This window comes from Serratia marcescens subsp. marcescens ATCC 13880 (genome assembly GCF_017299535.1).
GTDB lineage: Bacteria > Pseudomonadota > Gammaproteobacteria > Enterobacterales > Enterobacteriaceae > Serratia > Serratia marcescens.
In genome coordinates this window covers 3956335-3981197 of record NZ_CP071238.1, presented here as the reverse complement: position 1 = coordinate 3981197, position 24863 = coordinate 3956335, and the positions used below count along the sequence as shown (strand labels likewise).

Here is a 24863-nt window from a genome sequence, read left to right as displayed (position 1 = left end):
TTCGATGTGGTGGTGTCATAGCCCGCCGGGGCCGCAGCCGCCGGCGGGAAAAGCGTCAGGCTTGCTTGATGAACGGGCGAGTCAGCAGCCCGATGGGGCCGCGGCGATACCAGCGGCCGATGCCTTTACTGCGGCGATCGCGCCCCAGCGATTGGGTGAGGCGATCGAGAATGATCGCCAGGATCACGATGCCGACCCCGCCGACGGCGGCCAGGCCCATGTCCAGTCGACCGATGCCGCGCAGCACCATCTGGCCCAAACCGCCGACGGCGATCATCGAGGCGATGACCACCATCGACAGCGCCAGCATCAGCGTCTGATTCACGCCGGCCATGATGGTCGGCATCGCCAGCGGCAACTGCACCTTGAACAGCAGTTGGCGCGGGCTGGCGCCGAAGGATTCGGCGGCCTCGATCAGATCCTCCGGCACCTGTTTGATGCCCAGAATGGTCAGACGCACGATCGGCGGCAGCGCGAAGATGATGGTGACCACCACGCCCGGCACGTTGCCGATGCCGAACAGCATGACGATCGGCACCAGGTAGACGAAGGCCGGGGTGGTTTGCATCGCGTCGAGCAGCGGTCTAATCACCTTGGCGGCGTGCTTGCTGCGCGCCAGCCAGATGCCGAGCGGCAGGCCGATAAGGATGCAGAAGAACAGCGCGGTCAGCACCAGCGCCAGCGTGACCATCGCCTGTGACCAGGCGCCAATGGCGCCGATGGCGATCAGGGAGAGCAGCGTCGCGGCGCCCATGCCGAGGCCCGAGACCTGCCAGGCGAGCAGCGAGAACACCAGAATGGCGATCGGCGCCGGCATGCCCAGCAGCAATTGCTGGAAGCCGCTCAGGATCATGTCCACCGGCACGCGGATGCCCTGGAACAGCGGGCGGAAGTGCAGCACCAGCCAGTCGATGCCTTGCGTGACCCAGGTGTCGAACGGCACCCAGGCTTTGTGGAACGGATCGAGCAGGCTGAAGTGCTCCGGCTGCGCCGGGGCGCCGCTGAGCCAATCGGCGCTTTGCCCGGCGGCGTCATGAGCGGCCGGCGGCGGCGCGCTGGACCAGGCGTCGCCGGCGTTGGCGGCGGCATCGCTGGCAGGTGCGGAGCCGGTATCGGCCGCTGCGGTAGCCCAGGGATCTTGGGTTTGCGTGGTATCACTCATTGGTTGAGCCCTCCTTGTCCAACGCCTGCAGCAGCATGGCCTTGGAGATGATGCCGAGATAGTTATGTTCTTCGCTCACCACCGGCACCGCGCACGGCGCCTGGGCGACCAGGGAAATCAGATCGCTGAGCGGCGTGTCGGCCGGCACGGCGGCGGGGGCCTCGAGCAGGGCATCGTCCAGCGTTTGATTGGCGGACAGCGCTTTTTTCAGCGACTCTATCGACACCACGCCGATAAATTTCTTCCCGCGTTCAACAACATAACCATAATCACGGTCCTCATCGCGCAGCAGCTGCAGCGCCGAGCGAGGGCCAAAACCGGGGGTTTTGCGGATCAGCGTCACCGGGCGCCGTTGGGCGATATCCTTGGCGCTGAACACATGACTGATGTCCACGCCGCGGAAGAAGGTGCGCACATAGTCGTTGGCCGGGTTGTTCAGGATCTCGTCCGGCGTGCCGACCTGGATCACCTCACCGCCCTGCATGATGGCGATGCGATCGCCGATGCGCATCGCCTCGTCCAGATCGTGTGAGATAAACACGATGGTGCGTTGATGCTGGGCCTGTAATTTCACCAGCTCATCCTGCATTTCGGTGCGAATTAACGGATCGAGCGCCGAGAAGGCTTCATCCATCAATAATATATCCGGGTTATTGGCCATGGCGCGGGCTAATCCTACGCGCTGGCGCATACCGCCAGATAATTCATCCGGATAAGACAGCGCATAATTCTCCAGCCCGACCTGACGCAGGGCATCCAGCGCTTTTTCCTGGCGTTCCTGCAGCGGCATGCCGGCTAATTCCATACCAAAGGCAGTATTATTCAGGACATTCATGTGCGGCATCAGCGCGAATGACTGGAATACCATGCTGATCTTATTTCGCCGCACGGTGCGCAGCGCGGTGTCGGATATTTTGGCGATGTCCTCACCGTCGATCAGCACCTGACCGCGGGTGGGTTCTATCAGACGATTGAGAAGGCGTACCAGGGTGGACTTGCCGGAACCGGAGAGCCCCATGATGACAAATATCTCGCCTTCTTCAATGGCCAGAGTGGCGTCTTTTACGCCGAGCGATAAGCCGGTTTTTTCAAACAGCCGATCTTTTGTCAGACCTTTATCCAGCAGTTTGAATGCGCGTTCCGGGTGTTCGCCAAATATCTTATACAGGTTCTTTACTTCGAGTTTAATTGCCATGCAATTTGCTGTTTCCTCTGGTTTAATTAACGCGTTATGGGCTGTCCTTAGCAAAATAAAAGAGCTTTTTACCCTAACACAGTGAATATCTGAGACAACCCTCAATGTCATTTAAATGGGATATTAGTGGTTTACATCAAGGTTTTAATTAGTTATGGTAATTTGGCCCGTGACTCAAAATTGACGGCCATTATTCGGCATAATGGTTTGGTTTTTGGGAAAATAATACGGTGTGGCGCAGAGAGATATTTTGGCGCCGCGCCTGCCGTTCGGATAATAAAAAACCCGACCAGAGGCCGGGCAAAAGTCATCAGTATTTCATCAGTTTTAACGACAGGTGCCGATATCGAGGGGGATATCGTCGAGCGTCATGTTATCGCCTTAGTATGACAGCCAGATGGCAGCCTCAGGCCTTGCGGTACAGCCGCCGCGGATGGCCGATATTGCCGTACAGCATCTCCACCCGTACGAACTGGGTGGCGACGCAATATTCCAGATAACGGCGGGCGGTGGTTTTGCTGATGCCGACCTGTTCGACCACGTCTTCCACCGCATGCGCCACCGCCGGCTGGGCGATAAACAGCGCCTGCACCAGCTCGAGGGTATTGGTTTCGATGCCTTTGGCGCTCGGCTCGCTGGAGAACTGCTTCGACTGCAGGTTGTACAGCGCATCGACGTTGTCCTGATCGATGATCTTGAAGGTGCGCTGGGTCTGCACGAACTGCATAAAGCGTTCGAGCGAATTGCGCAGTCGCTTATAGGACACCGGCTTGATGATGTAATCGAAAGCGCCGTTGCGGATCGCCTGGCTGCAGGTATGCATGTCGCTGGCGGCGGTGATGAAGATCACCGAACAGGCGGGGTTCTTCACCGCCGGCTCTTCCATCAGCTCGATGCCCTGGCCGTCCGGCAGGAAGTTATCCAGCAGGATCAGCCGCGGCTGATGCGCGTTGGCTTTGGCCCGCGCTTCGGCCAGCGTGGCGGCGTAAGCCACCACCCGCAGATTGAAATTTTTCTCGATGAACTCCGCGTGCAGCGTCGCCAGTTGCGGCTCGTCTTCCACGATCAGAACGTCCAGTGTTAGGTGTGACATAATCGGGTGCTCAAAAAATCGGGTTATGGGTTTTATTTAGGGATAAATATAGAGAATATCGCGCCGTGCGGCTCATTGTCCGACACTTCTATGCTGCCGTGCGCCTGCGCCACATGGCTGGCGACCAGATGCAGGCCGATGCCGTGGTCGCTTTTATCCGCTTTGGTGGTGACGCCCTGTTCAAACAGCGTATCACGAATCTCCTCGGCGATGCCGGTGCCGCGATCCGCCACCTCGATCACCAGCTCGTCGCTGCCGTCGCTGATATAGAGTTCGATCGCGTCGTGCGGCGCCGGGCAGTGCAGCGTCGCTTCCACCGCATTATCCAGCAGATTGCCGACAATCGACATCAGTTCGGTCTCATTCAGCGCCGCCGGGATCTGCCGCAGTTGGCAAGCCGGATCGAAGCGCAGCTCGATGCCTTTTTCTCTGGCGCTGGAATATTTGCCCAGCAGCAGGCCGCACAGCGCCGCCGAACTGAAGCGCTGCGAGATGAAATCGAGGATCTCCTGCGCGCCCTCCGACTGGGCTTCCACATAGCGGATGGCCTCGTCGTAGCGCTGCATATGCAGCAGCCCGGCCAGCGTGGCGGTCCAGTTCAGCTGCTCGTGGCGCATGATGCGCAGATTGTCGGCATAGCGTTTCACCTGGCTGAGCTGGCTGCTCAGGGTATTGATATCGTTCTTGTCGCGGAAGCTGATCACCCAGCCTTGCAACTCCTGCTCCTGCATGATGCGCACCCGGCTGGCGATCACCCGCACGTGGTTGAAGCGGCACACCTCGTCATGCGTATCCTGGCCCAGTTGCGCGGCGGCGAAGAAGTCCGGCTGCGCCTGGATCACGTCGCCGATCGGCCGGCCCAGCAAGCTGGCGGCGGGCTGGTGCAGATCCAATAGCTCGCGCGCCGCATGGTTGATGGTGATGATCCGCAATTGCGGATCGATGGCGATCACGCCCTCATAAATGGCTTCCAGCAGCGCTTTTTGCTGGCGCACCAGCAGCGCGATCTCTTTCGGTTCCAGCCAGAACATCTGGCGCTTGAGATTTTTCGACAGCAGCCAGGAAAAAACGAACAGGGCGATCAGCAGCAGAACGATGGAGCCGATAATTTGCGTCAACGTCCTGGCATTTAAATTATCGATGTGCGATTTCAAATAGCCGACGGAAACGATGCCGATCACGTGATTATTTTCATCCAGGATCGGCGCCTTGCTGCGCAATGAAACGCCAATGCCGCCCTTGCGAATGGAAATAATGCTTTTCCCTTCCAGCACCTCTTTATTATCGCCGCCGATCATCGGCGTGCCCAAGCGGCCTTCGTATTCGGAATGATAAAGATGGCGGGCGTGATTATCGCCGATGACGATATAACTGGCGTCGCTGCTGGCGCGGATTTTTTTCATCAGCGCGGCAATTCTGGCGGCGTCGTGTTTTTCCACCGCGTCCACCAGCGAAGGGATAAGGGCGATTTCCCGCGCCTGCACCTGGGCGCGGGCGCCGAGATCGCGGTGCAGTTGCGCATCCAGCTGGTAATAGGTGTAGGCGCCGATACAGGTCAACAGCAGGCAGGAGAAGGCCACCAGGCACAGAAACAGTTTGATTTGAAATGAGAGTTTGAGGCGCATGGCGGAGCTTCACCGTAAAGAGATCCTGAAGCCTTACCCTATCACGAGAAGCGGGGTCTGTAATATTGCGCCCGATCAACTTGTGATCCCTCACACGGGATTAGAGTGAACCGGACGAGAATTGTTCGCCTGCGATAAAATTGATAAGCTTTAAAATAAAAACGGTATTAACACCATTAAAACCACGTCGGTTTTTACATAATCTTAATTAACCCCATAGAAACCATAACCACCATTAAAAACCCTTTTTAACTTTGAACATAATCACAGCAGATAATCCGTGCGCTTCTCTATGATGGCTGAACAAACTAATAAGAGGCCAGATTATGAGCACAACAGATGATTCTTACCTCGTAGCCAAAGACAAGACCGCCGATATTCCTCTGCGTGAGAAATGGTGGCGGATACTGGACAATTATAAAGTAGGGATTATTCCGTTACCGTTCTTTATTCTGGCCGGCGTATTGATTCTGCTCGACTGCCTGGAAGGCAAATTGCCGAGCGATATCGTGGTGATGGTGGCCACCCTGGCGTTCTTCGGTTTCGCCTGCGGCGAATTCGGCAAACGGCTGCCGTTGATCGGCAAAATGGGCGCGGCGGCGATCTGCGCCACCTTCATTCCTTCCGCGCTGGTGCACTATGGCCTGTTGCCGGACGTGGTGGTGGAGTCGACCACCAAGTTCTACAAATCGACCAACATTCTTTATCTCTACATTTGCTGCATCATCGTCGGCAGCATCATGAGCATGAACCGCCAGGTGCTGATCCAGGGCTTCCTGCGCATCTTCATTCCGATGCTGTGCGGCGAGATCGTCGGCATGCTGGTGGGGATGGGCGTCGGCATGGCGCTGGGCCTGGAGCCGTTCCAGATCTTCTTCTTCCTGATCCTGCCGATCATGGCCGGCGGCGTGGGTGAAGGGGCGATCCCGCTGTCGATGGGCTACGCGGCGATCCTGCACATGGAGCAGGGCGTGGCGTTGGGGCGCATTCTGCCGATCGTGATGCTCGGCAGCCTGACCGCCATCGTCATCGCCGGCCTGCTCAACCAACTGGGCAAGCGTTATCCGCACCTGACCGGCGAAGGCAGCCTGATGCCGAGCAAGCAGGGCGACAGCGGCATGAACGCGGTGGAAAAAATCAGCGGCAAGGTGGACGTCAGCACCATCGCCTGCGGCGCGTTGCTGGCTATTCTGCTGTATATGGTGGGCATGCTGCTGCATCGCCTGATTGGCCTGCCGGCGCCGGTGGGCATGCTGTTCGCCGCCGTGGCGGTGAAGCTGGCGCACGGGGTATCGCCGCGCATTCAGGAAGGCTCGCAGGTGGTGTACAAATTCTTCCGCACCGCCGTGACTTATCCGATCCTGTTCGCGGTCGGGGTGGCCATCACGCCGTGGCAGGAGCTGGTGGATGCGTTCACCGTCCAGAATCTGATCGTGATCGTCACGACCGTCAGCGCGCTGGTGGCGACCGGTTTCTTCGTCGGCAAGAAAATCGGCATGCACCCTATCGACGTGGCGATTGTCTCATGCTGCCAGAGCGGGCAGGGCGGCACCGGCGACGTCGCGATCCTCACCGCCGGCAACCGCATGTCGTTGATGCCGTTCGCCCAGATCGCTACGCGTATCGGGGGCGCTATCAACGTCTCGCTGTCGCTGCTGGTGTTGGCCAAGTTCTTCGTATAACTCCTATAAATCCTTAGCGTTACTTTGCCTTTCCCCGCCCCCGCGGGGATTTTTTTTGCCCGCGCGCCGGCCAGACGCGCGGGCAAGGGGAACGCCGGTTATGCCGCCTGTTTCATGGCGGCATCGTACCAGGCGAAGTAGCGCTCTACGCCGCGTCGGCCGGATTCGATCAGCGCGCGTTTCTTCTCTTCGCTGATGCCGAACTCCAGCGTGCCGACGTCGAGCGTGTCGACATACACGGTGCGCTTCCAGTCGTCGCTGTCCAGATGCACCTTGGTTTGGATGTCCAGCATCACGTTGGCCACTGCCAGGGTGAAATCAAACAGGTTGTTGACCGGCGTGCGCGGGCCGGCCTGACCGGCGGCCTGGGCGATTTCACCGGCGGAGTCCAGGCGAAGGCCCAGGGTGCGGGTGTTGATGCGCTGGCTGGAGACGTCGATGTAAGGCGGCGTGGCGGAGAAGTCATAGTCGAATAGCCGCACCGGGTAGTTGTCGATCATGCCGCCATCGATGCACAGGTCGCCCAGGGTATTGTTCTTCGCCACGAAGGCGAACGGGAACGACATCGAAATGCGCAGGCCGTCCGCCACTTTCATGCGCGGCGTAGTGCGGTGCGAATAAACTTCGCGTTGGCCGCTGTTGAGGTTGGCGCCGATAAAGTAAATCGACTTGAACCCTTTCGCCGCCTTCATCGCTTCGAACTGCTCGAAGGTGATATCCGGGTTGCCGGTATATTGCTTGATAATATCGCGTGACCATTGATAGAAATAATCGCCGGGCGCGATGCCGTATTGATTGAACAGGCGATAGGCGTCCTGGATCGTACCGAAAAAACCGCCGTTATAATCGAGGAATTTTTTAAAATCCATCGCCGACAGAATTTTGGTGACGTCCGCCGAGCTGCAGCCCAGGCCGACCAACAGCGCGGCGATGGCGCCCGCCGAGGCGCCGGAGGTTTGCTTGATCTGCGGCATGATGCCTTTGGCTTCCAGCAATTCCAGCGCGCCGCCATAGGCGATGCCTTTTACGCCGCCGCCTTCAAAGACCAGATTTTCGAATTGATAGTTCATGATATTTCCTCACTCTTGATTTAGGGAGTAAGAAAAATAACCAAGTCGCGAACCGGAAAATATTGATTGGGGTTGTGTGAGTCGGCAAACAAAATTATTCATAATAAATATATTGTTTATATATTTATCAAAGGCATTTATTAAACAGGCGCATCGGGCTTTTTGCGTCAATACTTAGCGCTGTTCAATTCTCGCAAGGAGTCATCATGTTCTGGAAACGTTGTCTGCTGGGCGCGGCGCTGGCCGTTATGTCATTACAGGCCGGGGCCGCCGCGCCGCAGGCCAAAACCCCGACGCCGGGATTTTACCGCATCATGCTGGGCAGTTTTGAAGTGACCGCGTTATCCGACGGCATCATTCGTCTGCCGGCGGACAAACTGTTGTTGAACACCACGCCGCAGCAGATCGCCGCCGGGTTGGCCGAGCGGCATCAAAGCCTGCCGGTGGTCACCTCGGTCAATGCCTATCTGATCAATACCGGCGACAAGCTGGTGATGATCGACAGCGGCGCCGGCCAACTGCTGGGCGACGGCCTGGGCAAGCTGGTGGATAACCTGCGCGCGGCGGGCTACCAGCCGGAGCAGGTGGATGAGATCTACCTGACCCACATGCACCCGGACCACCTCGGCGGCCTGACGCACGACGGCAAGGCGGTATTCCCCAATGCGGTGGTGCGCGCCGCCAGCCAGGACACGGACTTCTGGCTGAGCGCGGACCAACTGAAACAGGCCAGCGCAGGCAGTAAAAGCAACTTCGAACGGGCCCAGGCGGCGATCAAGCCATACCAGGCGATGGGCCACTTTAAGCCGTTCAGCGGCGACGGTGAACTGTCGCCGGGCATTGCCGCCTTCGCCGCCCACGGCCATACGCCGGGGCACAGCGTGTATCAGGTGACCAGCCAGGGCAAGAAGCTGTTGCTGTTGGGGGATCTGATCCACGTGGCGGCGGTGCAGTTGCCGCATCCGAAGGTGGCTATCAGCTTTGACAGCGACGCCAAGGCGGCTGTCGCTCAGCGGCTGCGGATATTTGGCGACAGCGCGCGGCAGAGCGAACTGGTCGGCGGCGCACACCTGTCGTTCCCGGGGTTGGGGTATCTGAACCGCCAGGGCGACGGTTACACCTGGGTGCCGTTGAACTACGGCGCGCTGTAACGCCCGCTCTCGTTATCGGTTCCGCTCGGCGAACACCCGGCTGAACCAGTCGAGAAACACGCGCACCCGCGGCGACAGCTGGCGGTTGCGCGGATAAAGCAGCGAGACCGGCATTGGAGGAGAAGGCCAATCCGGCAGCAGCGGCAACAGGCTGCCGTCGGCCAGATCGCCGCGCAGGTGATAGCGCGGCACCTGAATGATGCCCAGTCCGGCGCGGGCGGCGGCGACCAGGCTCTCCGCCGCGGTGACCGACACCGTCGCCGGCAGCGTGACGGGTTGCGCTTGTCCCGCCACCGTGAACGCCAGCGGCATCAGCGCGCCGGTCGCCGAAGAGCGAAAGCCCACCATGCGGTGATGGCGCAGATCGTCCAGGCTTTGCGGCGTGCCGAAGCGCTGCAGGTAGGCCGGGGCGGCGCAGGTCACCTCTTCCAGCTCGCCCAGGCGGCGCGCCACCATGTCGCTGTCCCGCAGTTTGCCGACGCGCACCACGCAGTCGATGCCTTCCCGCAGCGCGTCCACCAGCCGATCGCCTTCGCTCATATAAAGCTCGATATCCGGGTATTGCGCCAAAAAATCCGGCAAATCGGGCAACAGAAAATGGCGCGCCAGCGTGCCGTGCACGTCGATGCGCAGCAATCCGCGCGGTTTGGCGCCGGCGAACGCCATCTCTGCTTCTTCGATGTCCGCCAGAATGCTCAGACAACGCTGATAGTAGGCTTCGCCGTCCAGCGTCGGGCTGACGTGGCGGGTGGTGCGTTGCAGCAGCCTCACCTGCAGCCGGGCTTCGAGCTGTTTGATGGCGTCGGTCACGGTGGATCGCGGCAGGTTCAGATTCTGCGCCGCCTGGGTGAAGCTGCGTTGTTCTACCACGCAGGTGAACAGGCGCATGGCGTCGATTCTGTCCATAATTGTTCGTTTATTTCGGATAGTGATAACGAAGAATAGGGGATTATTCGCCGTGCCGAAAGGTGCATGATGACTGTACATTAACCCGATGAGGAGATATCCATGAATCACGCGACTCAACGCGTCGCCATCGTCACCGGCGCATCCCGCGGCATCGGCGCGGCCATCGCCGAGCGTCTGGCCGCCGATGGCTTCACCGTCATCATCAACTATTCGGGCAACCCGGCGCCGGCCGATGAGCTGATGCGCAAGATTGAACAGCGCGGCGGCCGCGCCTTGAGCGTCAAAGCCGACGTCAGCGATGCATCTGCGGTCGCCGGCCTGTTCGATAGCGCCGAACAGGCGTTTGGCGGCGTCGACGTGCTGGTCAATAACGCCGGGGTGATCGCGCTGGCGCCGGTGGCGGACATGCGTGATGAAGATGCGGATCGCCTGCTCGACATCAACCTGAAAGGCAGCTTCAATGCGATGCGCGAGGCGGCGAAGCGCCTGCGCGACAACGGCCGCATCATCAACTTCTCCTCCAGCGTGGTGGGGTTGCTGCAGCCGGGGTACGGCATGTATGCCGCCAGCAAGGCGGCGATCGAAGCGCTGACCAGCGTGCTGGCGAAAGAGCTGCGCGGCCGCAATATCACGGTGAACGCCGTCGCGCCGGGGCCGACCGCCACCGGCTTGTTCCTCGACGGCAAAACCCCGGAGCTTATCGAGCGGCTGGCGAAGATGGCGCCGTTGGAACGTCTGGGCACGCCGGACGATATCGCCGCGGCGGTGGCTTTCCTCGCCGGGGCAGACGGCGGCTGGATCAATGGCCAAACCCTGCGCGCCAACGGCGGCATCATCTGATTGGCGACGCGCCGCCGCAGGATCGGGTATCCTGTGGCGGAACATATCACATCAAGGGCAACGTATGGCGGGCCACACTCAGCAATCCCATCCTGGCGTCAGATCGCCCTGCGTCAGCCTGTGCCGGATCGACGACGAAACCCAGCAGTGCCGCGGATGCCGGCGCACGCGGGCGGAGATCGCCGCCTGGCCGACCGCCAGCGACACGGAGAAACGCGCTATTTGGCGGCGGCTTGAGCTGCGTCAATCGGTGAAATAATCCTCTACATTATTGCGCTGCCAGACTGCATGTAGCACAATTGAGCTACATGTGATTGACCGACGTTAGGAGCGATTATGTCGACGACGACCATTCGTATTCCAGATGAGCTTAAAGCCCGAGTCGCTGCCGTCGCCGAGCAGGTTGGCGTCACGTCTCACAGCTTTATTTTGCAGGCAATAGCGGAGAAAACGCAGCAGGAAGAGTTGCGCCGTGACTTTGAGAATGAAGCGGAAAAACGCTATGCCAAGATAATTGCGACGGGAGAGACAGTCTCTTGGAAAGAGATGCGCGGTTATTTGGAAAATTACGCAGCGGGTGATACTGCCGCTGTCAAACCTCCGGTTAAAAAATTGGGGCGCTGATGGCAAATGTCGAGTTGGCGCCAGAGGTCAGGGATGATATCGAACGTATTCTCGCTCATTTGGCTCAGTATGGCGCTGCGGATTCAGGGCGGCGCATTCAGGAAATCATCCAGGCAATTGCGGTATTGGAACATAATCCATTGATCGGACGGTCCCTTGGCGCAGGGCTGCGTGAATTGATTATTGGGCAGCAAGCTCGCGGTTATTTGGCGCTCTACAAATACATTCCTGATATCGATACGGCGTTTGTTCTGGCGATCCGCAGTCAGAAAGAACAAGGGTATTGAATGCACGATACCGGCCTGAAAGACCGGCATCGCTGTCATGTCCTCAGAAATCCCAGTCCTCATCCTCGGTGTTGACCGCCTTGCCGATGACGTAGGACGACCCTGACCCGGAGAAGAAGTCGTGGTTTTCGTCGGCGTTCGGCGACAGCGCCGACAGGATCGCCGGGTTGACCTCCGCCATCGCCGGCGGGAACAGCGCTTCATACCCCAGGTTCATCAGCGCCTTGTTGGCGTTGTAGTGCAGGAAGGTCTTCACGTCTTCCGTCCAGCCGACGCCGTCGTACAGCTCCTCGGTGTAACGCACCTCGTTGTCGTACAGATCCTGCATCAGGTCGAAGGCGAAATTTTTCACCTGCTGGCGCCGCGCGGCGTCCACTTTCTCCAGCCCTTTCTGGAACTTATAGCCGATATAGTAGCCGTGCACCGCCTCGTCGCGAATGATCAGGCGGATCAGATCGGCGGTGTTGGTCAGCTTGGCGCGGCTGGACCAATACATCGGCAGGTAAAAGCCCGAATAGAACAGGAACGACTCGAGGAACACGCTGGCGACCTTTTTCAGCAGCGGATCGTCGCTGCGGTAGTGCGCCAGAATGATGCCGGCTTTCTTTTGCAGCGCGCGGTTTTCCTCGCTCCAGCGATAGGCGTCGTCCACGTCCGGCGTTTGGCACAGGGTGGAGAAGATTGAGCTGTAAGAGCGGGCGTGCACCGCCTCCATAAAGCTGATGTTGGAGTACACCGCCTCTTCGTGCGGCGTCAGCGCATCGGCGATCAGGGCCGGCGCGCCGACGGTGTTCTGGATGGTGTCCAACAGCGTCAGCCCGGTAAATACCCGAATGGTCAGCTGCTGCTCCTTCGGCGTCAGCGTGGCCCAGGAGGGGATATCGTTGGACAGCGGCACCTTTTCCGGCAGCCAGAAGTTGGAGGTCAAGCGGTTCCATACCTCCAGATCCTTGTCGTCTTCGATGATGTTCCAGTTGATGGCGCGCACCAGCGGCGCCGATGTTACGGTCGTCATAAGTTGCCTCACAGCGCGCAGGACACGCAGCCCTGCACCTCGGTGCCTTCCAGCGCCATCTGGCGCAGGCGGATGTAGTAAATGGTCTTGATGCCTTTGCGCCAGGCGTAGATCTGCGCGCGGTTGATGTCGCGGGTGGTGGCGGTATCGCGGAAGAACAACGTCAGCGACAGCCCCTGATCGACGTGTTGCGTCGCGGCGGCATAGGTATCGATGATTTTTTCCGGGCCAATCTCGTAGGCATCCTGGTAATACGCCAGGTTGTCGTTGGTCATGTACGGCGCCGGGTAGTAAACGCGGCCGATCTTGCCTTCCTTGCGGATCTCGATGCGCGAGACGATCGGATGGATGCTGGAGGTGGCGTTGTTGATGTACGAGATGGAGCCGGTCGGCGGCACCGCCTGCAGATTCTGATTGTACAGCCCGTGCATCATCACCGACTGACGCAGCGCGCGCCAGTCGTCGCGGCCCGGAATGGCGATGCCGGCGGCGGCGAACAGCTCGCGCACCCGCTCGGTCTGCGGCAGCCAGTCGCGCTCGGTGTACTTGTCGAAGTACTCGCCGCTGGCATAGCGAGAGTGCTCAAAGCCGTCAAAGGCACCGCCGCGCTCGATCGCCAGCCGGTTAGAGGCGCGGATGGCGTGATAGGCCACGGTATAGAAATAGAGATTGGTGAAGTCGATGCCTTCTTCCGAGCCGTAGAAGATGCGCTCGCGCGCCAGGTAACCGTGCAGGTTCATCTGGCCCAGACCGATGGCGCGGGCGCTGCGGTTGCCTTCGGCGATCGACGGCACCGAGCGGATATCGCTCATGTCGGCCACCGCGGTCAGCGCGCGGATCGCGGTCTCGATCGCCTTGCCGAAGTCCGGCGCGTCCATGGTTTTGGCGATGTTCAGCGAGCCGAGGTTGCAGGAGATATCCTTGCCGATGCGATCGTAGCTCAGATCCTCGTGATAGGTGCTGGCGCGGTTGACCTGCAGGATCTCCGAACACAGGTTGCTCATGTTGATGCGCCCGGCGATCGGGTTCTCCCGGTTGACCGTGTCCTCGAACATTACGTAGGGGTAGCCGGATTCGAACTGGATCTCCGCCAGCACCTGGAAGAACTCGCGCGCGTTGATGCGCGACTTGCGGATGCGCTTGTCGTCCACCATCTCGCGGTACTTCTCGCTGACGGCAATCTCCGAAAACGGCACGCCATACACCCGTTCGACGTCGTAGGGCGAGAACAGGTACATTTCTTCGTTGTTCTTCGCCAGCTCGAAGGTGATATCCGGGATCACCACCCCCAGCGACAGCGTTTTGATGCGGATCTTCTCGTCGGCGTTTTCCCGCTTGGTATCGAGAAAACGCAGGATATCCGGGTGGTGGGCGTTGAGATATACCGCGCCGGCCCCCTGGCGCGCGCCGAGCTGGTTGGCGTAGGAGAAGGCGTCTTCGAGCATTTTCATGATCGGAATGACGCCGGAGGACTGGTTCTCGATGCGCTTGATCGGCGCGCCCACCTCGCGAATATTGCTCAGCATGAAGGCCACGCCGCCGCCGCGTTTCGACAGCTGCAGCGCGGAGTTCACCGCCCGGCCGATCGATTCCATATTGTCTTCGATGCGCAGCAGGAAGCAGGAGACCAGCTCACCGCGCTGGCGTTTGCCGCAGTTGAGGAAGGTCGGCGTGGCCGGCTGGAAGCGGCCGGAAATCATCTCTTCCACCAGATCCTGCGCCAGGGCGGTGTCGCCCGCCGCCAGCGTCAGCGCCACCATGCACACCCGGTCTTCGTAGCGTTCCAGATAGCGCTTGCCGTCGAAGGTTTTGAGCGTATAGCTGGTGTAGTACTTGAAGGCGCCGAGGAAGGTCTCGAAGCGGAATTTCTTGGCGTAGGCCTGCTGGAACAGCTGCTTGATAAACGGGAATTCGTACTGCGCCAGCACCTGCGGCTCGTAGTAGCCTTCTTCCACCAGATAGCGCAGCTTTTCCTCCAGGTTATGGAAGAACACGGTGTTTTGGTTGACGTGCTGCAGGAAGTAGTGCCGCGCCGCCAGCCGATCTTTATCGAACTGGATCCGGCCTTCCGCATCGTAAAGATTGAGCATCGCGTTGAGCGAATGGTAATCCAGCGCGCCCGTCTCGGGCCTGGTCAATTCTGTCGTTGCCAAAATGCGGTTACTCCCTGTCTAACGTTTTCAACGTCTTGCGTAGTGCCGAGCAGCTCGAAGCGGTACAAAAAAGGCACCTGGCATTTTTTGGCGATGATGTCGCCGGCGATGCCGTACGCTGCGCCGAAGTTGGTGTTCCCGGCGGCGATGACGCCGCGCAGGTATGAACAGTTTTGCGGAACGTTGAGAAAGCGGATCACCTGGATCGGCACCGCGCCGACGGCGCTGCCGCCGCCATAGCTGGGTACGATCAAGATATAGGGTTGTTCCACCAGCAATTTGCTGCGGGCGCCGGCGATCGGAATGCGGATCGCCGGCAGGCCCAGTTTCTCAACGAATCGGTGGGTGTTCTCCGAACTGCTGGAGAAATAGACCAGCGGATTCATCGTCGAGCCTCAGCAGGTGAGCGCCAGCGCGCCGATTTTGTCCGGCCGGAAACCGGACCAGTGATCGTCACCGGCGATAATCACCGGAACTTGCTGATAACCTAAGGATTTAACGTGGTTCAGCGCCTGCTGATCCTGGGTGAGGTCGATCACCTGATAATCAATCCCCTGTTTATCAAATGCGCGATAGGTGGCGTTGCACTGGACACAGTCCGGCTTACTGTAAATAATAATGCTCATGATTCGCATTTACCTTTAGGCTGAAGGAAAGGCGGACAAGTCAGATAACGGAGCATCGTTCCTGGCGTTTCTGACGGCGTTATCAACCGAACAACGGTCCCTGCGGTTGATAGATAAAATACTATATGTAGATATTTGATTTATCAACCACGCTATATATGGTGTTTTGTGGGGTTAGGTACGTAGACCGCGTCGGGGCTGGAAAAGGCGAGGGAAAAATTTTTTCGGGTGAGAAATTCTCCTCTCTCAGTGAAGAGGGGGAGTCGAGCGCATTCTGACGCATGCTGACGGCCAGACGATTGAAGGCGTTCGAAAGTCAGAGCGGCGATGTCGGTATCGCTGAAGTACGCTTTCAGCGCCTCGAAAGCGCTGTCTGGCGCGCCGGTGGCGGCGATCAGCGTCACCGACTCGGCCCATTCCAGCGCGGAGCCTGGATCCTCGAGGATGACTACGACAGCGAGTTTCGCTATCACGGGCGGCCATTGCCGCCGTTGCTGCAGGCAAGCGTGGCGGATTTTATCCGGCAAGGGCATTTCTATCGCCACCTGAAACGCATGCGGCCGCTGTATCGCCAGCGGCGCGAGTGGTTGACGCAGGCGCTGGAACGGCGACTGGGAGCGTGGCAGCAGGGGCTGGCGGTGCAGGCGCTCTCTGATTAGCGCATCGACCATCCGGCGGGGCAGGGGTGACTGTCGGGGGGCGCCAATTTCAGCCGGCGAGAGGAGGCGGAGCGGGCGGTACAGGGGCTGGCGCAGCTGTTTCGCGCAAATTAAACGGCCCGCGATTTCCGCGGGCCAGACGCACATCTGTTTTATCTTTATGACTGCAGGGGTGTTAACGCCGGGCCAGCAGCACGCCGAGCACGATGCCGACGGCGGCACCGATCCCTACGCCCTGCCAAGGTTTGTCACGCACATAGCTGTCGGCTTGATCGACCGCGTCGCGCGCATGCTGTGTCAGACTGGTGGAGCCATTGAACCGCGCCCGGGCGTCGCGCAGCACGCCTTTCGCCTTGCTGTGCAGCTCTTTCAGTTCCTCTTTGGTCTTGTCACCGGACTCGCGCAACACTTCATCCAGCGTATCGGCCAACAGAGTGACGTCCTGATCGATATCGCGTTCTGTTCTTTCCGCTTTCTTAAACATTCAGCTCTCCATTTCGACACATGTCTTTCAAGTGTAGACCATGCCGAAATTTGCGTGGCCGATCACGGAAAAAAACCGCCGTCACGCAGGTGTTTGCCGGCGCCTGGGCTTTGTACATTTGGTTACTCGGCGAAACCAATCACTCACGGAAGCGGCGGTTTGATTCCACTAGTATCTGTTTCAACGGCTCCACCGGAGCTTACCGAAACAACACTCTGAGGATTTAAAGATGAAAAAAGTATTAGCGCTGATCGTTGCTGCCACTATGGGTCTGTCTTCTGTTGCTTTCGCTGCTGATACCGCAGCTACTGCTCCGGCTACCACCACCGCGCCAGCTGCGACCACCACTACCGCTGCGCCAGCGGCTGCTGCTGAAAAAGCGCCAGCTAAAGCAACGCACCACAAGAAAGCCAAGCACCACAAAAAAGCGCCAGCCCAGAAAGCTCAGGCCGCTAAAAAGCACCACAAAAAAGCGCCAGCTCAGAAAGCCCAGGCTGCTAAAAAACACCACAAAAAAGCGCCAGTGCAGAAAGCTCAGGCCGCTAAAAAACACCACAAAAAAGCCGGTAAAAAAGCTTAATCAAGTGATGTTTGCGGAACCGGAAGGTTCCGCACGCTCCAGTCCGTACTCCAGACACCCGGTTCTTCCGGGTGTCTTCTTTTGAGGCGACGCACGATGATCAATCGCTATCTGTTTGAAGTCATTTTCAGCGCGGTAACCCTGTGCGGGGTGATCGTCGGTTGGGAACTGTTTTTGGCCGGCAGCTTCCTGTGATCATTGCGCCGCGGCGGTTTCGTGCAAATGCCGCCAGCCGAGCGCGTTGGGCTGACGTTCAAATACCACCGTGGAGTAGCGCAGCGTAGCGCTTTGTCCCGGCAGACTCTGTTTTTCCCGGTAGCTGACTACCGCGCCCGTCGGCCATTCGGCCACCAGCTTCATCTCTTCTATCTCGATTTCCAAACCCGGTTTGGCGGCGCGATGCGCGTGGAAAAAAGCGCACAGTGCGGTGAAATCCAGCGGAGCGCCGTTCAGCGCGATCATGCTGAAATCCGGCGTAAAACGCGCCAGCAGCGCCTGCTCTTCTCCGGTCCCTTTGCCCAGCCAGCGTTCAATGGCGATGTGGGCGTCGATCACTTCGGTAAAATACGGGTTCATAAAGCATCCTGTTGAGCGTTGAGTTGGCGCACGATGGCGCGGTTGGCGAGGCGCAGACACAGCAACAGCGGGATAAGTGTGCTGGCGCCCGCCAGAATGAAGCAGGTGCGGAAAGCCGTCGCGGGCGGCAACACGGCCAGCAGCAGATTCAGCAGCAGGCTGAGCAGCGCCACGCCGAGGCAAAAACTGAGCTGGCGGTTGATATTCCACAGTGCGCTGGCGTCCGCCAATTGGCCGTCGGGGATCTGCAGAAACGCGCTGCTCTGCGCGGTGCTGCTGCACAGACTGCCGCCGAACCCCATCAGGGCGAAGGCGGCGATCTGCAACGCGTGTTGCCCGGCCTGATCGATCTGCGCCAGCGTCAGCATGCCGGCGCCTTGCAACAGGCAGCCGACGATCAGCAGCGGCCGCGGGCCGAGGCGGTTAAAGGTTTTGCCGGTCAGCGTGATGGCCAGGAACGACGCCAGCGCCCAGGGCAGCATCAGGCCGCCGACCTGTGCGGCGGGCATGCCCAGCTGGTTTTGCAGATACAGCATCGCCACCAGGCTGACGCCGATGAACAGGCCGGGAATACACAAATAAACCGCCATGGCGTTGCGCAGCAGCGGGTCGGCGACCAGCCGCAGGTTCAGCAGCGGCTGCGGGGTACGCAGGCTATGGCGCAGATAAGAGGCCAGCACCAGCAGGCCGGCAGCCAGCAGCGCCGCACCGGAAACCTGATGGCCGGCTTCGCTCAGCCGGGTCAGGCCGAGCAGCAACAGCGTCAGCGCTGCGCAGGCGCTCAGTAATCCTGTCGCGTCGAGCGGTTTGCGCGCCGCCGTCGGCGCTTCCGCTCGCAGCCACAGCGCCGCCAGCGCCAGGGCCAGGGCCGCCAGCGGCAGGTTGGCGAAAAACACCCAGCGCCAGTCCAACCGATCGACGAGCCAGCCGCCCAGCGCCGGTGACAGCGCCGGCGCCAGCAGCCCCACCAACATGATGGCCGCCGACAGCCCGGCGCGTTCATGGCTGCGGTACAGCTGATAGGTCAGCGTCTGGCCGATGGGGATCAGCAAGCCGCCGCCCATGCCCTGAAGGGTGCGCCAGCCGATCAGCGCGCCGATGCTGTCGGCGTTGCCTGCGCCGAGGGTGGCCAGCATGAACAGCGCCAGCGACAGCAGAAACACCCGCCGTCCGCCGATGCGCTGCGCCAGCCAGGCGCTGAGCGGGATCACCAGCGTCAGGCCGAGAATATAGCCGTTGCTGACCCACGCCAGTTGGCTGACCGATGCTCGCATCGCCTGGCCGATGGCGGGGTAGGCGACATTGGCGATAAACATATTGATCAGATCGACGAAAAAGCCGAGCAGATAGACGATTGCCACTTTGCTGCGATAAGACATGGTGCCTCCGGTTGAAGGCGAGCAGTGTATCGGGGGGAAAAGTGCGGATAAATCGGCGGCGGGCGATTACACTGTCAAAATGATTTTGACAATAAGGGCGACGAAATGCTGAATTTGCAGCGTCTGGCGAGCTTCGCGGCGGTGGTGGAAGCGGGCAGCTTTACCGCGGCGGCGGCGGCGCTGGGGCAAACCAAGGCGGTGGTGAGCTTTAACGTCAAGCAACTGGAGAATGAGCTGGGGGTGTCACTGCTGGCGCGCAGCACCCGGCGGCTGTCGCTGACCGATGCCGGCGAACGCTTCTACCAGCGCAGCCTGCAGCTGCTGCAGGAGGCGGAAAACGTGCTGGACGACGTGCGTCGCGATCATCACGGGCTGAGCGGTGTGCTGCGCATCACCAGCACGCCGGAGTACGGCGCCCAGGTGGTGGCGCCGGCGCTGGCGGCGTTTTCGCGCCAGCATCCGCGGCTGCGCATCCAGCATGTCTCTTCTTCCTATCATGCCGATCTGATTTCGGAGCGCTTCGACGTGGCGATCCGTTTGGGCCAGCTGGCGGATTCCAGCCACCGCGCGGCGCTGATCGACAGCTTCGCCATTTTTCCGGTGGCGTCGCCGGATTATCTGGCCGAGCGGCCGATTCATTCGCTGACGGATCTGGCGCAGGCGCAGTGGATCGCCCACAGCCGGCTCAGTTCGCCGCTCAGTTGGCAGGTGGTCACGCCGCAGCGCGAAGCGGTGCTGTTCAAGGTTGCGGACGCCGCCACGCTTACCGGCGACAGCGCCGCGGCATTGTTGGCGTTCGCCCTGCATAGCGCCGGGGTGGCGCTGCTGCCGGCGTGGCTGGCGCAGCCCGACATCGATGCCGGCAGGTTGCAGCGGTTGCTGCCGGATCACCGTTTCCCCGAGCAGAGCATCTATGCGCTCTACCCGAATACCCGTCACGTGCCGGAGAAAGTGCGGGCGTTTATCGATTTTCTGCGCGCGCGGGTGGCGGCAAAATCGTTAGCGAAATAATAATTCGTTATAACTCTCTCATTTATCATCAAATCTCATCGGGGTATGCTGGAACGCTTCGTCTACCCCGTCCGATGCGAGCCACCTTCGATGACCGCAGAAAATAACCTCCAACTGAACCGACGTATTTTGTCCGTGGTGATGTTCACCTTCGTCTGCTACCTGACCATCGGCCTGCCGCTGGCGGTGTTGCCGGGATTTGTGCATGACCACCTGGGCTACAACTCGGTGTTGGCGGGCCTTATCATCAGCGCTCAATACTTCGCCACGCTGTTCAGCCGCCCGCACGCCGGGCGTTACGCCGATCAGCTGGGGCCGAAGAAGGTGGTGCTGTTCGGCCTGGCGTGCTGCGGCGCCAGCGGCCTGTTTTACGCGCTGGCGTTCGGCGTTGACGGTTACCCGTGGCTCAGCCTGCTGTTGCTGTGCGTGGGGCGGGTGTTTCTCGGCGTCGGCGAAAGCTTCGCCAGCACCGGTTCCACGCTGTGGGGCATCGGCCGGGTCGGGGCGATGCACACCGCGCGGGTGATCTCCTGGAACGGCGTCGCCACCTACGGCGCGATGGCGGCCGGCGCGCCGCTCGGCGTGTATCTGAACCAGCAGTGGGGATTGGCCGGGGTGGCGGCGCTAATTGTGCTGGCGGTCGCGGTGGCGCTGCTGTTGGCGAGCGGCAAGCCGGACGTCTCGATCGCGGCTGGGCAGCGCATCGCCTTTCGCGCGGTGTTCGGCCGCATCTGGGCCTATGGTCTCGGGCTGGCGATGGGCACCGTCGGCTTCGGCGTGATCGCCACGTTCATCACCCTTTACTACGCCGACAAAGGCTGGAGCGGCGCGGCGTTTTCGCTGACGCTGTTCAGCTGCGCCTTCGTCGGCATCCGCCTGATCTTCAGCAACGTCATTAACCGCCACGGCGGGTTGAAGGTGACGCTGGCGTCGTTTCTGGTCGAGATCGTCGGGCTGCTGTTGATCTGGCTGGCCGGCGAGCCCTGGATGGTGCAAACCGGCGCGTTGCTGGCCGGCGCCGGTTTTTCGCTGGTGTTCCCGGCGCTGGGCGTTGAGGCGGTGAAACAGGTGCCACCGCAGAATCAGGGCACGGCGCTCGGCACCTATTCGGCGTTCCTCGACCTGGCGTTGGGCATCACCGGCCCGCTGGCCGGGCTGCTTATTGGACAAGCGGGCGTGCCGTCGATTTATCTGGCGGCGGCGCTGCTGGTGGCGCTCGGGGTGCTGCTCACCCTGCGCCTGCTGCAGCGCCGCCGGGCCTGATTCAGGAATAGTCCGAAACCCGGATTCCTCCCCAGAAAATCATTGTTTCGGTGAATGATTACGGTAAGGTCGCTCAGCGGTCCAGAATGAGAGGAGGAATCGATGTATTTACGGCCGGATGAAGTGGCTAAAGTGTTGGAGAATACCGGCTTTGAGCGTGATTATGTCACCGATCAGGCCTATGGCTACCGCAAGGGTACGCATTATGTGTATGTGAATCGCGAAGCGCGGATGGGCAGAACCGCGTTGGTGATCCACCCGGCGCTGAAAGAGAGAAGCGTGCATTTCGCCACGCCGACCTCCCCGGTGCGCACCAGCGAGCAGTATCTGGAGTTTCCCCTGGATTTAAGCAGCGACGCCCCGAACCAGCGCTACGGCATCGCACACGGCTTCAGCTCGCGCGAAGCGCTGTCGCGCTACCTCTACAGCATGTTCCTGTAATCGGTCCCCCGCCCGGGGGACGCGATCAGCCGTGCGCCAACGCTTCGCGGTTGAAACGCTCGTTGTAGGCGCGGCGGAACTGCGCCAGTTCAAACGCATCGATATCCAGCTCGGCGAAGTAAAACAGCGCCGCTTCGGTGTGCTCGGCGTGCAGCTCCGGCGACAGCCCGGCGCGCAGCAGCACGTCGCGCCACAGGGCAATCTGTTCGTCGTCCGCCTGTTTGATGAACGTCAGGTAGATGAACAGCAGATAAGCCGCCTGGTGCATCTCTTCGGTGTAGCCGTTGTTCAGCATGCGGATAAAGGTCTGGCTTTGGCGGCCGCCCATTTCCTGGATCATCGATTCGATCAGCATCGGCTTGACCCTCAGCAGATGGGCCAGCGAATCGATGGCTTTGCGGGTGTCGGACGTCAGGACGCGGTAACCGATAATGAATACGACGATCAGGGCGGCGAGGATGATCCAGGTCATTTAGGCTTTATTACACTCTCAATACGCCAGAAGAGGGGCGGGAGGCGCTGTGCGACAGCGCCCGCTATCAATGCTGTTCGCCGCTGAAATTACCGACCGCGCTCTGTTGGCGCAGGTGGTGATTGAAGGTGGCCGCGTCTTTGGCCAGCGCGTCCAGATGGGCGCCGAGCATTTTGATCTGCTTGACCAGCGCATGCTGTTCCGGCACCGAACTGGCGGTGCTCAGTTTGCGCGCCAGTTGTTCATTCTGCGCCCGCAGCGCGGCTTCGCGCTGTTTGGCTTCTTCCAGCAGTTGCTGCAGCGCCTGGTAGCTCTGCTGCCATTCGCGGTGTTGCCGTTCGAAGCTGCTCTGCAACTCATTCATCGCATTTTGAAACTGGATTTCCAGCTCGCGCATTGTCATGGGCTCGATCCTTTGCGGCACTCAATGATGGCTTAGCAGTATAGCGAAAACTGTTCGCAAGCTCACCCGTTGACGACAAATGAGGCACATGCCGCTGACAATTCCCGGCTTGCAACCGTGGCAAGGCGTCTTACAATCGACCCCATTCCCAGCCGTAAAGGCTGCCGTTCAAGAGAGGTGGAACATGAGCGAGCAGGAAAAAGACTTTTTTGAACAGGCGATGGCGGATGTGGTGCCGCTGGAGAGCGGACGGCAGACGCTGTACCTCAAGCCGCAGGCGGCGGTGGACAAAAGCGCGCGGCGCGAAGCGCAGCGGCTGATGCAGGAAAACTTCCTCAGCACCGATTTTCTCGAGGTGATCCCCTGCGAACAGCCGCTGGAGTTCAAAGGGGAAGGCATTCAGCAGGGCGTGCTGGACAAACTGCGCAACGGGCGTTACCCGCCGCAGGCGTCGCTGAACCTGCTGCGTCAGCCGGTTGAAACCAGCCGGCAGGCGCTGTTCCGTTTCATTATGCAGGCGGAGGCGCAAAATCTGCGTTCGCTGCTGATCGTGCACGGCCGCGGGCGGCAGAACGAAAGCCATCCGAATATCGTGCGCAGTTACGTCGCCAAATGGCTGGCGCAGTTTGAGCAGGTGCAGGCGTTTTGCCGCGCCTTACCGCGCGACGGCGGCGAGGGCGCCTGCTATGTCACGCTGCGTAAATCGGCGCAGGCCAGGGCGGAAAACTTTGAGCGCCACGCCAAGCGCAGCCGGTGAAAGGATAGCCGAAATAAAATGACCGGCGAATATCGCCGGCCATCGATGAATTATTTATTAAATATTTTATAGTCCAGCGAATAACGGCCGGCGCCGGTTACCGCCAGCAACAGTAAACCGCCAATGATGCTGATGTTTTTAAAGAAGTTGATTTCGTTGCCCATCATTTCCATGCCGGTCATTTTCCAGAACGGATGGCCGATAAACGCGGTGCCCAACACATACAGGGCGAAAATGACCGCGATAGGCCGAGTAAACAGGCCGAGAATAAGCGCGATGCCGAAAATAAACTCCACCACGACGGCAACGATCGCCGCCAAATAAGGCATCGGCGTGCCATAGCCTTCCATCGCCGTGACGGTCGCACCGAAGTTGACCAGTTTCATCCAGCCGAAAATGATAAACAGAACCATCAGTAGAATACGGGACAGCAGAATTACGCCGTCTTTTGAGCTATCACCCATTTCGAACTCCTTAGCCACTGTCGGAATTATGTTGTCTTGCTGATTAAAGATTAGAACAATTTACGTTTTTTTCTAGCGGCGACGGGCGGTTGCGCCACTTTTTTCGTTAGGTGAGACGCGTGGTGAAGCCGACGGCATTGCCTATACTTGAGCCTGGAGCAAAAACAATAAAACAGGCAATGTGAGGCCAAGATGGATGAGGAATTGACCGCCGCCGGTTACCGCCGTTATTCCGGCGACAAGATTGACGTTTATTTTAACAGCGCGATATGCCGCCATTCCGCCAACTGCGTGCGTGGCAACGCGGCTATTTTTACCCTGAACCGCCGGCCGTGGATTATGCCGGACAATGCCGACGCGGCCGAAGTGAAACGCGTTATCGACACTTGCCCCAGCGGCGCACTGAAATATAGGGAGAAATAATATGGAACATAAAATACTGGCAGACGAGAAGCGTTTTTATATCAATGACGAGCATGGCAAGCTGATCGCCGAGATCTCTTTCGTGCCGAGCGGCGACAAGCTGACCATTATCGATCACACCTGGGTGGATGAGTCATTGAAGGGGCAGGGCGTCGGCAAAAAGCTGGTGGCGCTGGTGGTGGAGAAAATGCGCGCGGAGCAGCGTAAAATCATTCCGCTATGCCCGTTCGCCAAGCATGAGTTCGATACCACCCCAGCCTATCAGGACATTCGCGCCTGAGGCGATAACGGGGCGCGGCGCGCCCCGATCATTCAGCAGACGCCGAAATCGCCGTCCTCGTGGTACAGCGCCACCTCGTTGGCCTGCACCTCCGTACGCTGCTCTTTACCCAGTTCATTCCAGCTGCAAACCAGGGTTTCGCCGTCGATCGCCACCACGGTCATCTTCGGGCCGCCGGTGGTGCGTTGTACAAAATCACCGATATTGAATGCCATGCGTTCCTCCACAACAGATTAAAC

The 24863-nt window shown here is 59.7% G+C and carries 31 protein-coding genes and 2 pseudogenes; 15 read left to right on the top strand and 18 right to left on the bottom strand.

Features of this window, described 5'->3' with window-relative positions:
• Positions 1 to 55: 55 nt before the first annotated feature.
• Complete coding sequence (gene proW, locus J0F90_RS19085) at positions 56 to 1162, bottom strand: glycine betaine/L-proline ABC transporter permease ProW (protein ID WP_016929847.1); 1107 nt, start codon at positions 1160 to 1162, stop codon at positions 56 to 58.
• The gene (proV, locus tag J0F90_RS19080; protein ID WP_033639540.1) at positions 1155 to 2357 is read right to left on the bottom strand and encodes a glycine betaine/L-proline ABC transporter ATP-binding protein ProV; all 1203 of its coding nucleotides are present in this window, start codon (positions 2355 to 2357) and stop codon (positions 1155 to 1157) included. Before proV ends, proW begins: the two co-directional genes overlap by 8 nt.
• Before the next feature lie 126 nt (positions 2358 to 2483).
• On the opposite strand from proV, the gene J0F90_RS19075 reads away from it, so the two are divergent.
• A complete protein-coding gene (locus tag J0F90_RS19075; RefSeq protein ID WP_126186591.1) occupies positions 2484 to 2747 on the top strand; it encodes a hypothetical protein in 264 nt (87 codons plus the stop codon).
• A 16-nt stretch (positions 2748 to 2763) separates the two neighbouring features.
• Here J0F90_RS19075 and J0F90_RS19070 read toward each other — a convergent pair whose 3' ends face one another.
• Positions 2764 to 3450 (bottom strand): response regulator, encoded by a 687-nt coding sequence (locus tag J0F90_RS19070; RefSeq protein ID WP_033639541.1) that lies wholly within the window; start codon positions 3448 to 3450, stop codon positions 2764 to 2766.
• A gap of 32 nt (positions 3451 to 3482) precedes the next feature.
• Entirely contained in the window at positions 3483 to 5075 is a 1593-nt protein-coding gene (locus tag J0F90_RS19065) for an ATP-binding protein (RefSeq protein ID WP_033639542.1), read from the bottom strand.
• A gap of 326 nt (positions 5076 to 5401) precedes the next feature.
• Here J0F90_RS19065 and J0F90_RS19060 point away from each other — a divergent pair, with 326 nt between their 5' ends.
• Entirely contained in the window at positions 5402 to 6757 is a 1356-nt protein-coding gene (locus tag J0F90_RS19060) for a 2-hydroxycarboxylate transporter family protein (RefSeq protein WP_016929843.1), read from the top strand.
• Between the two features lie 98 nt (positions 6758 to 6855).
• Here the strand turns inward: J0F90_RS19060 and J0F90_RS19055 are convergent, their stop codons facing one another.
• Complete coding sequence (locus J0F90_RS19055) at positions 6856 to 7827, bottom strand: patatin-like phospholipase family protein (protein ID WP_033639543.1); 972 nt, start codon at positions 7825 to 7827, stop codon at positions 6856 to 6858.
• 206 nt (positions 7828 to 8033) lie between these two features.
• Between J0F90_RS19055 and J0F90_RS19050 the strand changes: the two genes are divergently transcribed.
• A complete protein-coding gene (locus J0F90_RS19050) occupies positions 8034 to 8978 on the top strand; it encodes an MBL fold metallo-hydrolase (RefSeq protein WP_033639544.1) in 945 nt (314 codons plus the stop codon).
• Positions 8979 to 8990: 12 nt separating this feature from the next.
• On the opposite strand, the gene J0F90_RS19045 is transcribed toward J0F90_RS19050, so the two are convergent.
• Positions 8991 to 9884 (bottom strand): LysR family transcriptional regulator, encoded by an 894-nt coding sequence (locus tag J0F90_RS19045; RefSeq protein WP_033639545.1) that lies wholly within the window; start codon positions 9882 to 9884, stop codon positions 8991 to 8993.
• A gap of 102 nt (positions 9885 to 9986) precedes the next feature.
• Between J0F90_RS19045 and J0F90_RS19040 the strand changes: the two genes are divergently transcribed.
• The 4 genes from J0F90_RS19040 to J0F90_RS19025 all read left to right on the top strand — a co-directional run bounded on the left by J0F90_RS19040 (position 9987) and on the right by J0F90_RS19025 (position 11638).
• Positions 9987 to 10727 (top strand): SDR family oxidoreductase, encoded by a 741-nt coding sequence (locus J0F90_RS19040; RefSeq protein WP_033639546.1) that lies wholly within the window; start codon positions 9987 to 9989, stop codon positions 10725 to 10727.
• Between the two features lie 64 nt (positions 10728 to 10791).
• Positions 10792 to 10986: a DUF1289 domain-containing protein gene (locus J0F90_RS19035; protein ID WP_060445239.1), complete on the top strand. Its 195-nt coding sequence runs from the start codon at positions 10792 to 10794 to the stop codon at positions 10984 to 10986.
• Positions 10987 to 11063: 77 nt separating this feature from the next.
• The gene (locus tag J0F90_RS19030) at positions 11064 to 11351 is read left to right on the top strand and encodes a CopG family ribbon-helix-helix protein (protein ID WP_033639547.1); all 288 of its coding nucleotides are present in this window, start codon (positions 11064 to 11066) and stop codon (positions 11349 to 11351) included.
• Positions 11351 to 11638 (top strand): type II toxin-antitoxin system RelE/ParE family toxin, encoded by a 288-nt coding sequence (locus J0F90_RS19025; RefSeq protein ID WP_033639548.1) that lies wholly within the window; start codon positions 11351 to 11353, stop codon positions 11636 to 11638. The genes J0F90_RS19030 and J0F90_RS19025 overlap by 1 nt, the downstream gene beginning before the upstream one ends.
• Before the next feature lie 43 nt (positions 11639 to 11681).
• Here the strand turns inward: J0F90_RS19025 and nrdF are convergent, their stop codons facing one another.
• From nrdF to J0F90_RS24750, 5 genes and pseudogenes are all read right to left on the bottom strand, one after another.
• Positions 11682 to 12653 (bottom strand): class 1b ribonucleoside-diphosphate reductase subunit beta, encoded by a 972-nt coding sequence (gene nrdF, locus J0F90_RS19020; protein WP_033639549.1) that lies wholly within the window; start codon positions 12651 to 12653, stop codon positions 11682 to 11684.
• Positions 12654 to 12661: 8 nt separating this feature from the next.
• The gene (nrdE, locus tag J0F90_RS19015) at positions 12662 to 14806 is read right to left on the bottom strand and encodes a class 1b ribonucleoside-diphosphate reductase subunit alpha (RefSeq protein WP_072009650.1); all 2145 of its coding nucleotides are present in this window, start codon (positions 14804 to 14806) and stop codon (positions 12662 to 12664) included.
• Positions 14788 to 15192, bottom strand: coding sequence for a class Ib ribonucleoside-diphosphate reductase assembly flavoprotein NrdI (nrdI, locus tag J0F90_RS19010; RefSeq protein WP_033639550.1), 405 nt, complete (start codon positions 15190 to 15192; stop codon positions 14788 to 14790). Before nrdI ends, nrdE begins: the two co-directional genes overlap by 19 nt.
• A gap of 9 nt (positions 15193 to 15201) precedes the next feature.
• On the bottom strand, positions 15202 to 15432 hold the full coding sequence (gene nrdH / locus J0F90_RS19005; RefSeq protein WP_004928934.1) for a glutaredoxin-like protein NrdH: 231 nt from the start codon (positions 15430 to 15432) through the stop codon (positions 15202 to 15204).
• Between the two features lie 274 nt (positions 15433 to 15706).
• A pseudogene (locus J0F90_RS24750) lies at positions 15707 to 15860 on the bottom strand (carboxymuconolactone decarboxylase family protein); the annotation flags it as partial.
• On the opposite strand from J0F90_RS24750, the pseudogene J0F90_RS19000 reads away from it, so the two are divergent.
• Positions 15852 to 16205: pseudogene (locus J0F90_RS19000) on the top strand (MocR-like pyridoxine biosynthesis transcription factor PdxR); the annotation flags it as partial. The pseudogenes J0F90_RS24750 and J0F90_RS19000 sit on opposite strands and share 9 nt — an antisense overlap.
• Before the next feature lie 61 nt (positions 16206 to 16266).
• Here J0F90_RS19000 and J0F90_RS18995 read toward each other — a convergent pair.
• A complete protein-coding gene (locus J0F90_RS18995) occupies positions 16267 to 16575 on the bottom strand; it encodes an ElaB/YgaM/YqjD family protein (protein ID WP_004928950.1) in 309 nt (102 codons plus the stop codon).
• A gap of 229 nt (positions 16576 to 16804) precedes the next feature.
• On the opposite strand from J0F90_RS18995, the gene asr reads away from it, so the two are divergent.
• Positions 16805 to 17155 (top strand): acid resistance repetitive basic protein Asr, encoded by a 351-nt coding sequence (gene asr / locus J0F90_RS18990; protein WP_004928953.1) that lies wholly within the window; start codon positions 16805 to 16807, stop codon positions 17153 to 17155.
• A 195-nt stretch (positions 17156 to 17350) separates the two neighbouring features.
• On the opposite strand, the gene J0F90_RS18985 is transcribed toward asr, so the two are convergent.
• Together J0F90_RS18985 and J0F90_RS18980 are read right to left on the bottom strand one after the other, a co-directional pair.
• On the bottom strand, positions 17351 to 17731 hold the full coding sequence (locus tag J0F90_RS18985; RefSeq protein WP_016929834.1) for a DUF4440 domain-containing protein: 381 nt from the start codon (positions 17729 to 17731) through the stop codon (positions 17351 to 17353).
• The gene (locus J0F90_RS18980; RefSeq protein ID WP_033639552.1) at positions 17728 to 19110 is read right to left on the bottom strand and encodes an MFS transporter; all 1383 of its coding nucleotides are present in this window, start codon (positions 19108 to 19110) and stop codon (positions 17728 to 17730) included. Before J0F90_RS18980 ends, J0F90_RS18985 begins: the two co-directional genes overlap by 4 nt.
• Before the next feature lie 105 nt (positions 19111 to 19215).
• Between J0F90_RS18980 and J0F90_RS18975 the strand changes: the two genes are divergently transcribed.
• From J0F90_RS18975 to J0F90_RS18965, 3 genes are all read left to right on the top strand, one after another.
• Complete coding sequence (locus J0F90_RS18975; protein ID WP_033639553.1) at positions 19216 to 20121, top strand: LysR family transcriptional regulator; 906 nt, start codon at positions 19216 to 19218, stop codon at positions 20119 to 20121.
• Positions 20122 to 20211: 90 nt separating this feature from the next.
• Positions 20212 to 21384 carry an MFS transporter gene (locus J0F90_RS18970; RefSeq protein WP_033639555.1) on the top strand — a complete coding sequence of 391 codons (1173 nt, stop codon included), beginning with the start codon at positions 20212 to 20214 and terminating at the stop codon, positions 21382 to 21384.
• A 102-nt stretch (positions 21385 to 21486) separates the two neighbouring features.
• A complete protein-coding gene (locus J0F90_RS18965) occupies positions 21487 to 21825 on the top strand; it encodes a DUF2002 family protein (protein ID WP_016929830.1) in 339 nt (112 codons plus the stop codon).
• A 25-nt stretch (positions 21826 to 21850) separates the two neighbouring features.
• Here the strand turns inward: J0F90_RS18965 and J0F90_RS18960 are convergent, their stop codons facing one another.
• Positions 21851 to 22297: a DUF1198 family protein gene (locus J0F90_RS18960; protein WP_033639556.1), complete on the bottom strand. Its 447-nt coding sequence runs from the start codon at positions 22295 to 22297 to the stop codon at positions 21851 to 21853.
• Between the two features lie 67 nt (positions 22298 to 22364).
• Positions 22365 to 22700 carry an MbeD/MobD family mobilization/exclusion family protein gene (locus J0F90_RS18955; RefSeq protein WP_004928976.1) on the bottom strand — a complete coding sequence of 112 codons (336 nt, stop codon included), beginning with the start codon at positions 22698 to 22700 and terminating at the stop codon, positions 22365 to 22367.
• Positions 22701 to 22884: 184 nt separating this feature from the next.
• Here J0F90_RS18955 and smrA point away from each other — a divergent pair, with 184 nt between their 5' ends.
• Entirely contained in the window at positions 22885 to 23457 is a 573-nt protein-coding gene (gene smrA / locus J0F90_RS18950; RefSeq protein WP_033639557.1) for a DNA endonuclease SmrA, read from the top strand.
• 50 nt (positions 23458 to 23507) lie between these two features.
• Here smrA and J0F90_RS18945 read toward each other — a convergent pair whose 3' ends face one another.
• Entirely contained in the window at positions 23508 to 23921 is a 414-nt protein-coding gene (locus J0F90_RS18945) for a DoxX family protein (RefSeq protein ID WP_016929826.1), read from the bottom strand.
• Positions 23922 to 24113: 192 nt separating this feature from the next.
• Here J0F90_RS18945 and J0F90_RS18940 point away from each other — a divergent pair, with 192 nt between their 5' ends.
• Together J0F90_RS18940 and J0F90_RS18935 are read left to right on the top strand one after the other, a co-directional pair.
• Positions 24114 to 24344, top strand: coding sequence for a (4Fe-4S)-binding protein (locus J0F90_RS18940; RefSeq protein WP_016929825.1), 231 nt, complete (start codon positions 24114 to 24116; stop codon positions 24342 to 24344).
• Position 24345: 1 nt separating this feature from the next.
• A complete protein-coding gene (locus tag J0F90_RS18935) occupies positions 24346 to 24624 on the top strand; it encodes a GNAT family N-acetyltransferase (protein WP_016929824.1) in 279 nt (92 codons plus the stop codon).
• Positions 24625 to 24656: 32 nt separating this feature from the next.
• Here the strand turns inward: J0F90_RS18935 and J0F90_RS18930 are convergent, their stop codons facing one another.
• A complete protein-coding gene (locus J0F90_RS18930; protein WP_016929823.1) occupies positions 24657 to 24839 on the bottom strand; it encodes a YodC family protein in 183 nt (60 codons plus the stop codon).
• Between the last annotated feature and the right edge of the window lie 24 nt (positions 24840 to 24863).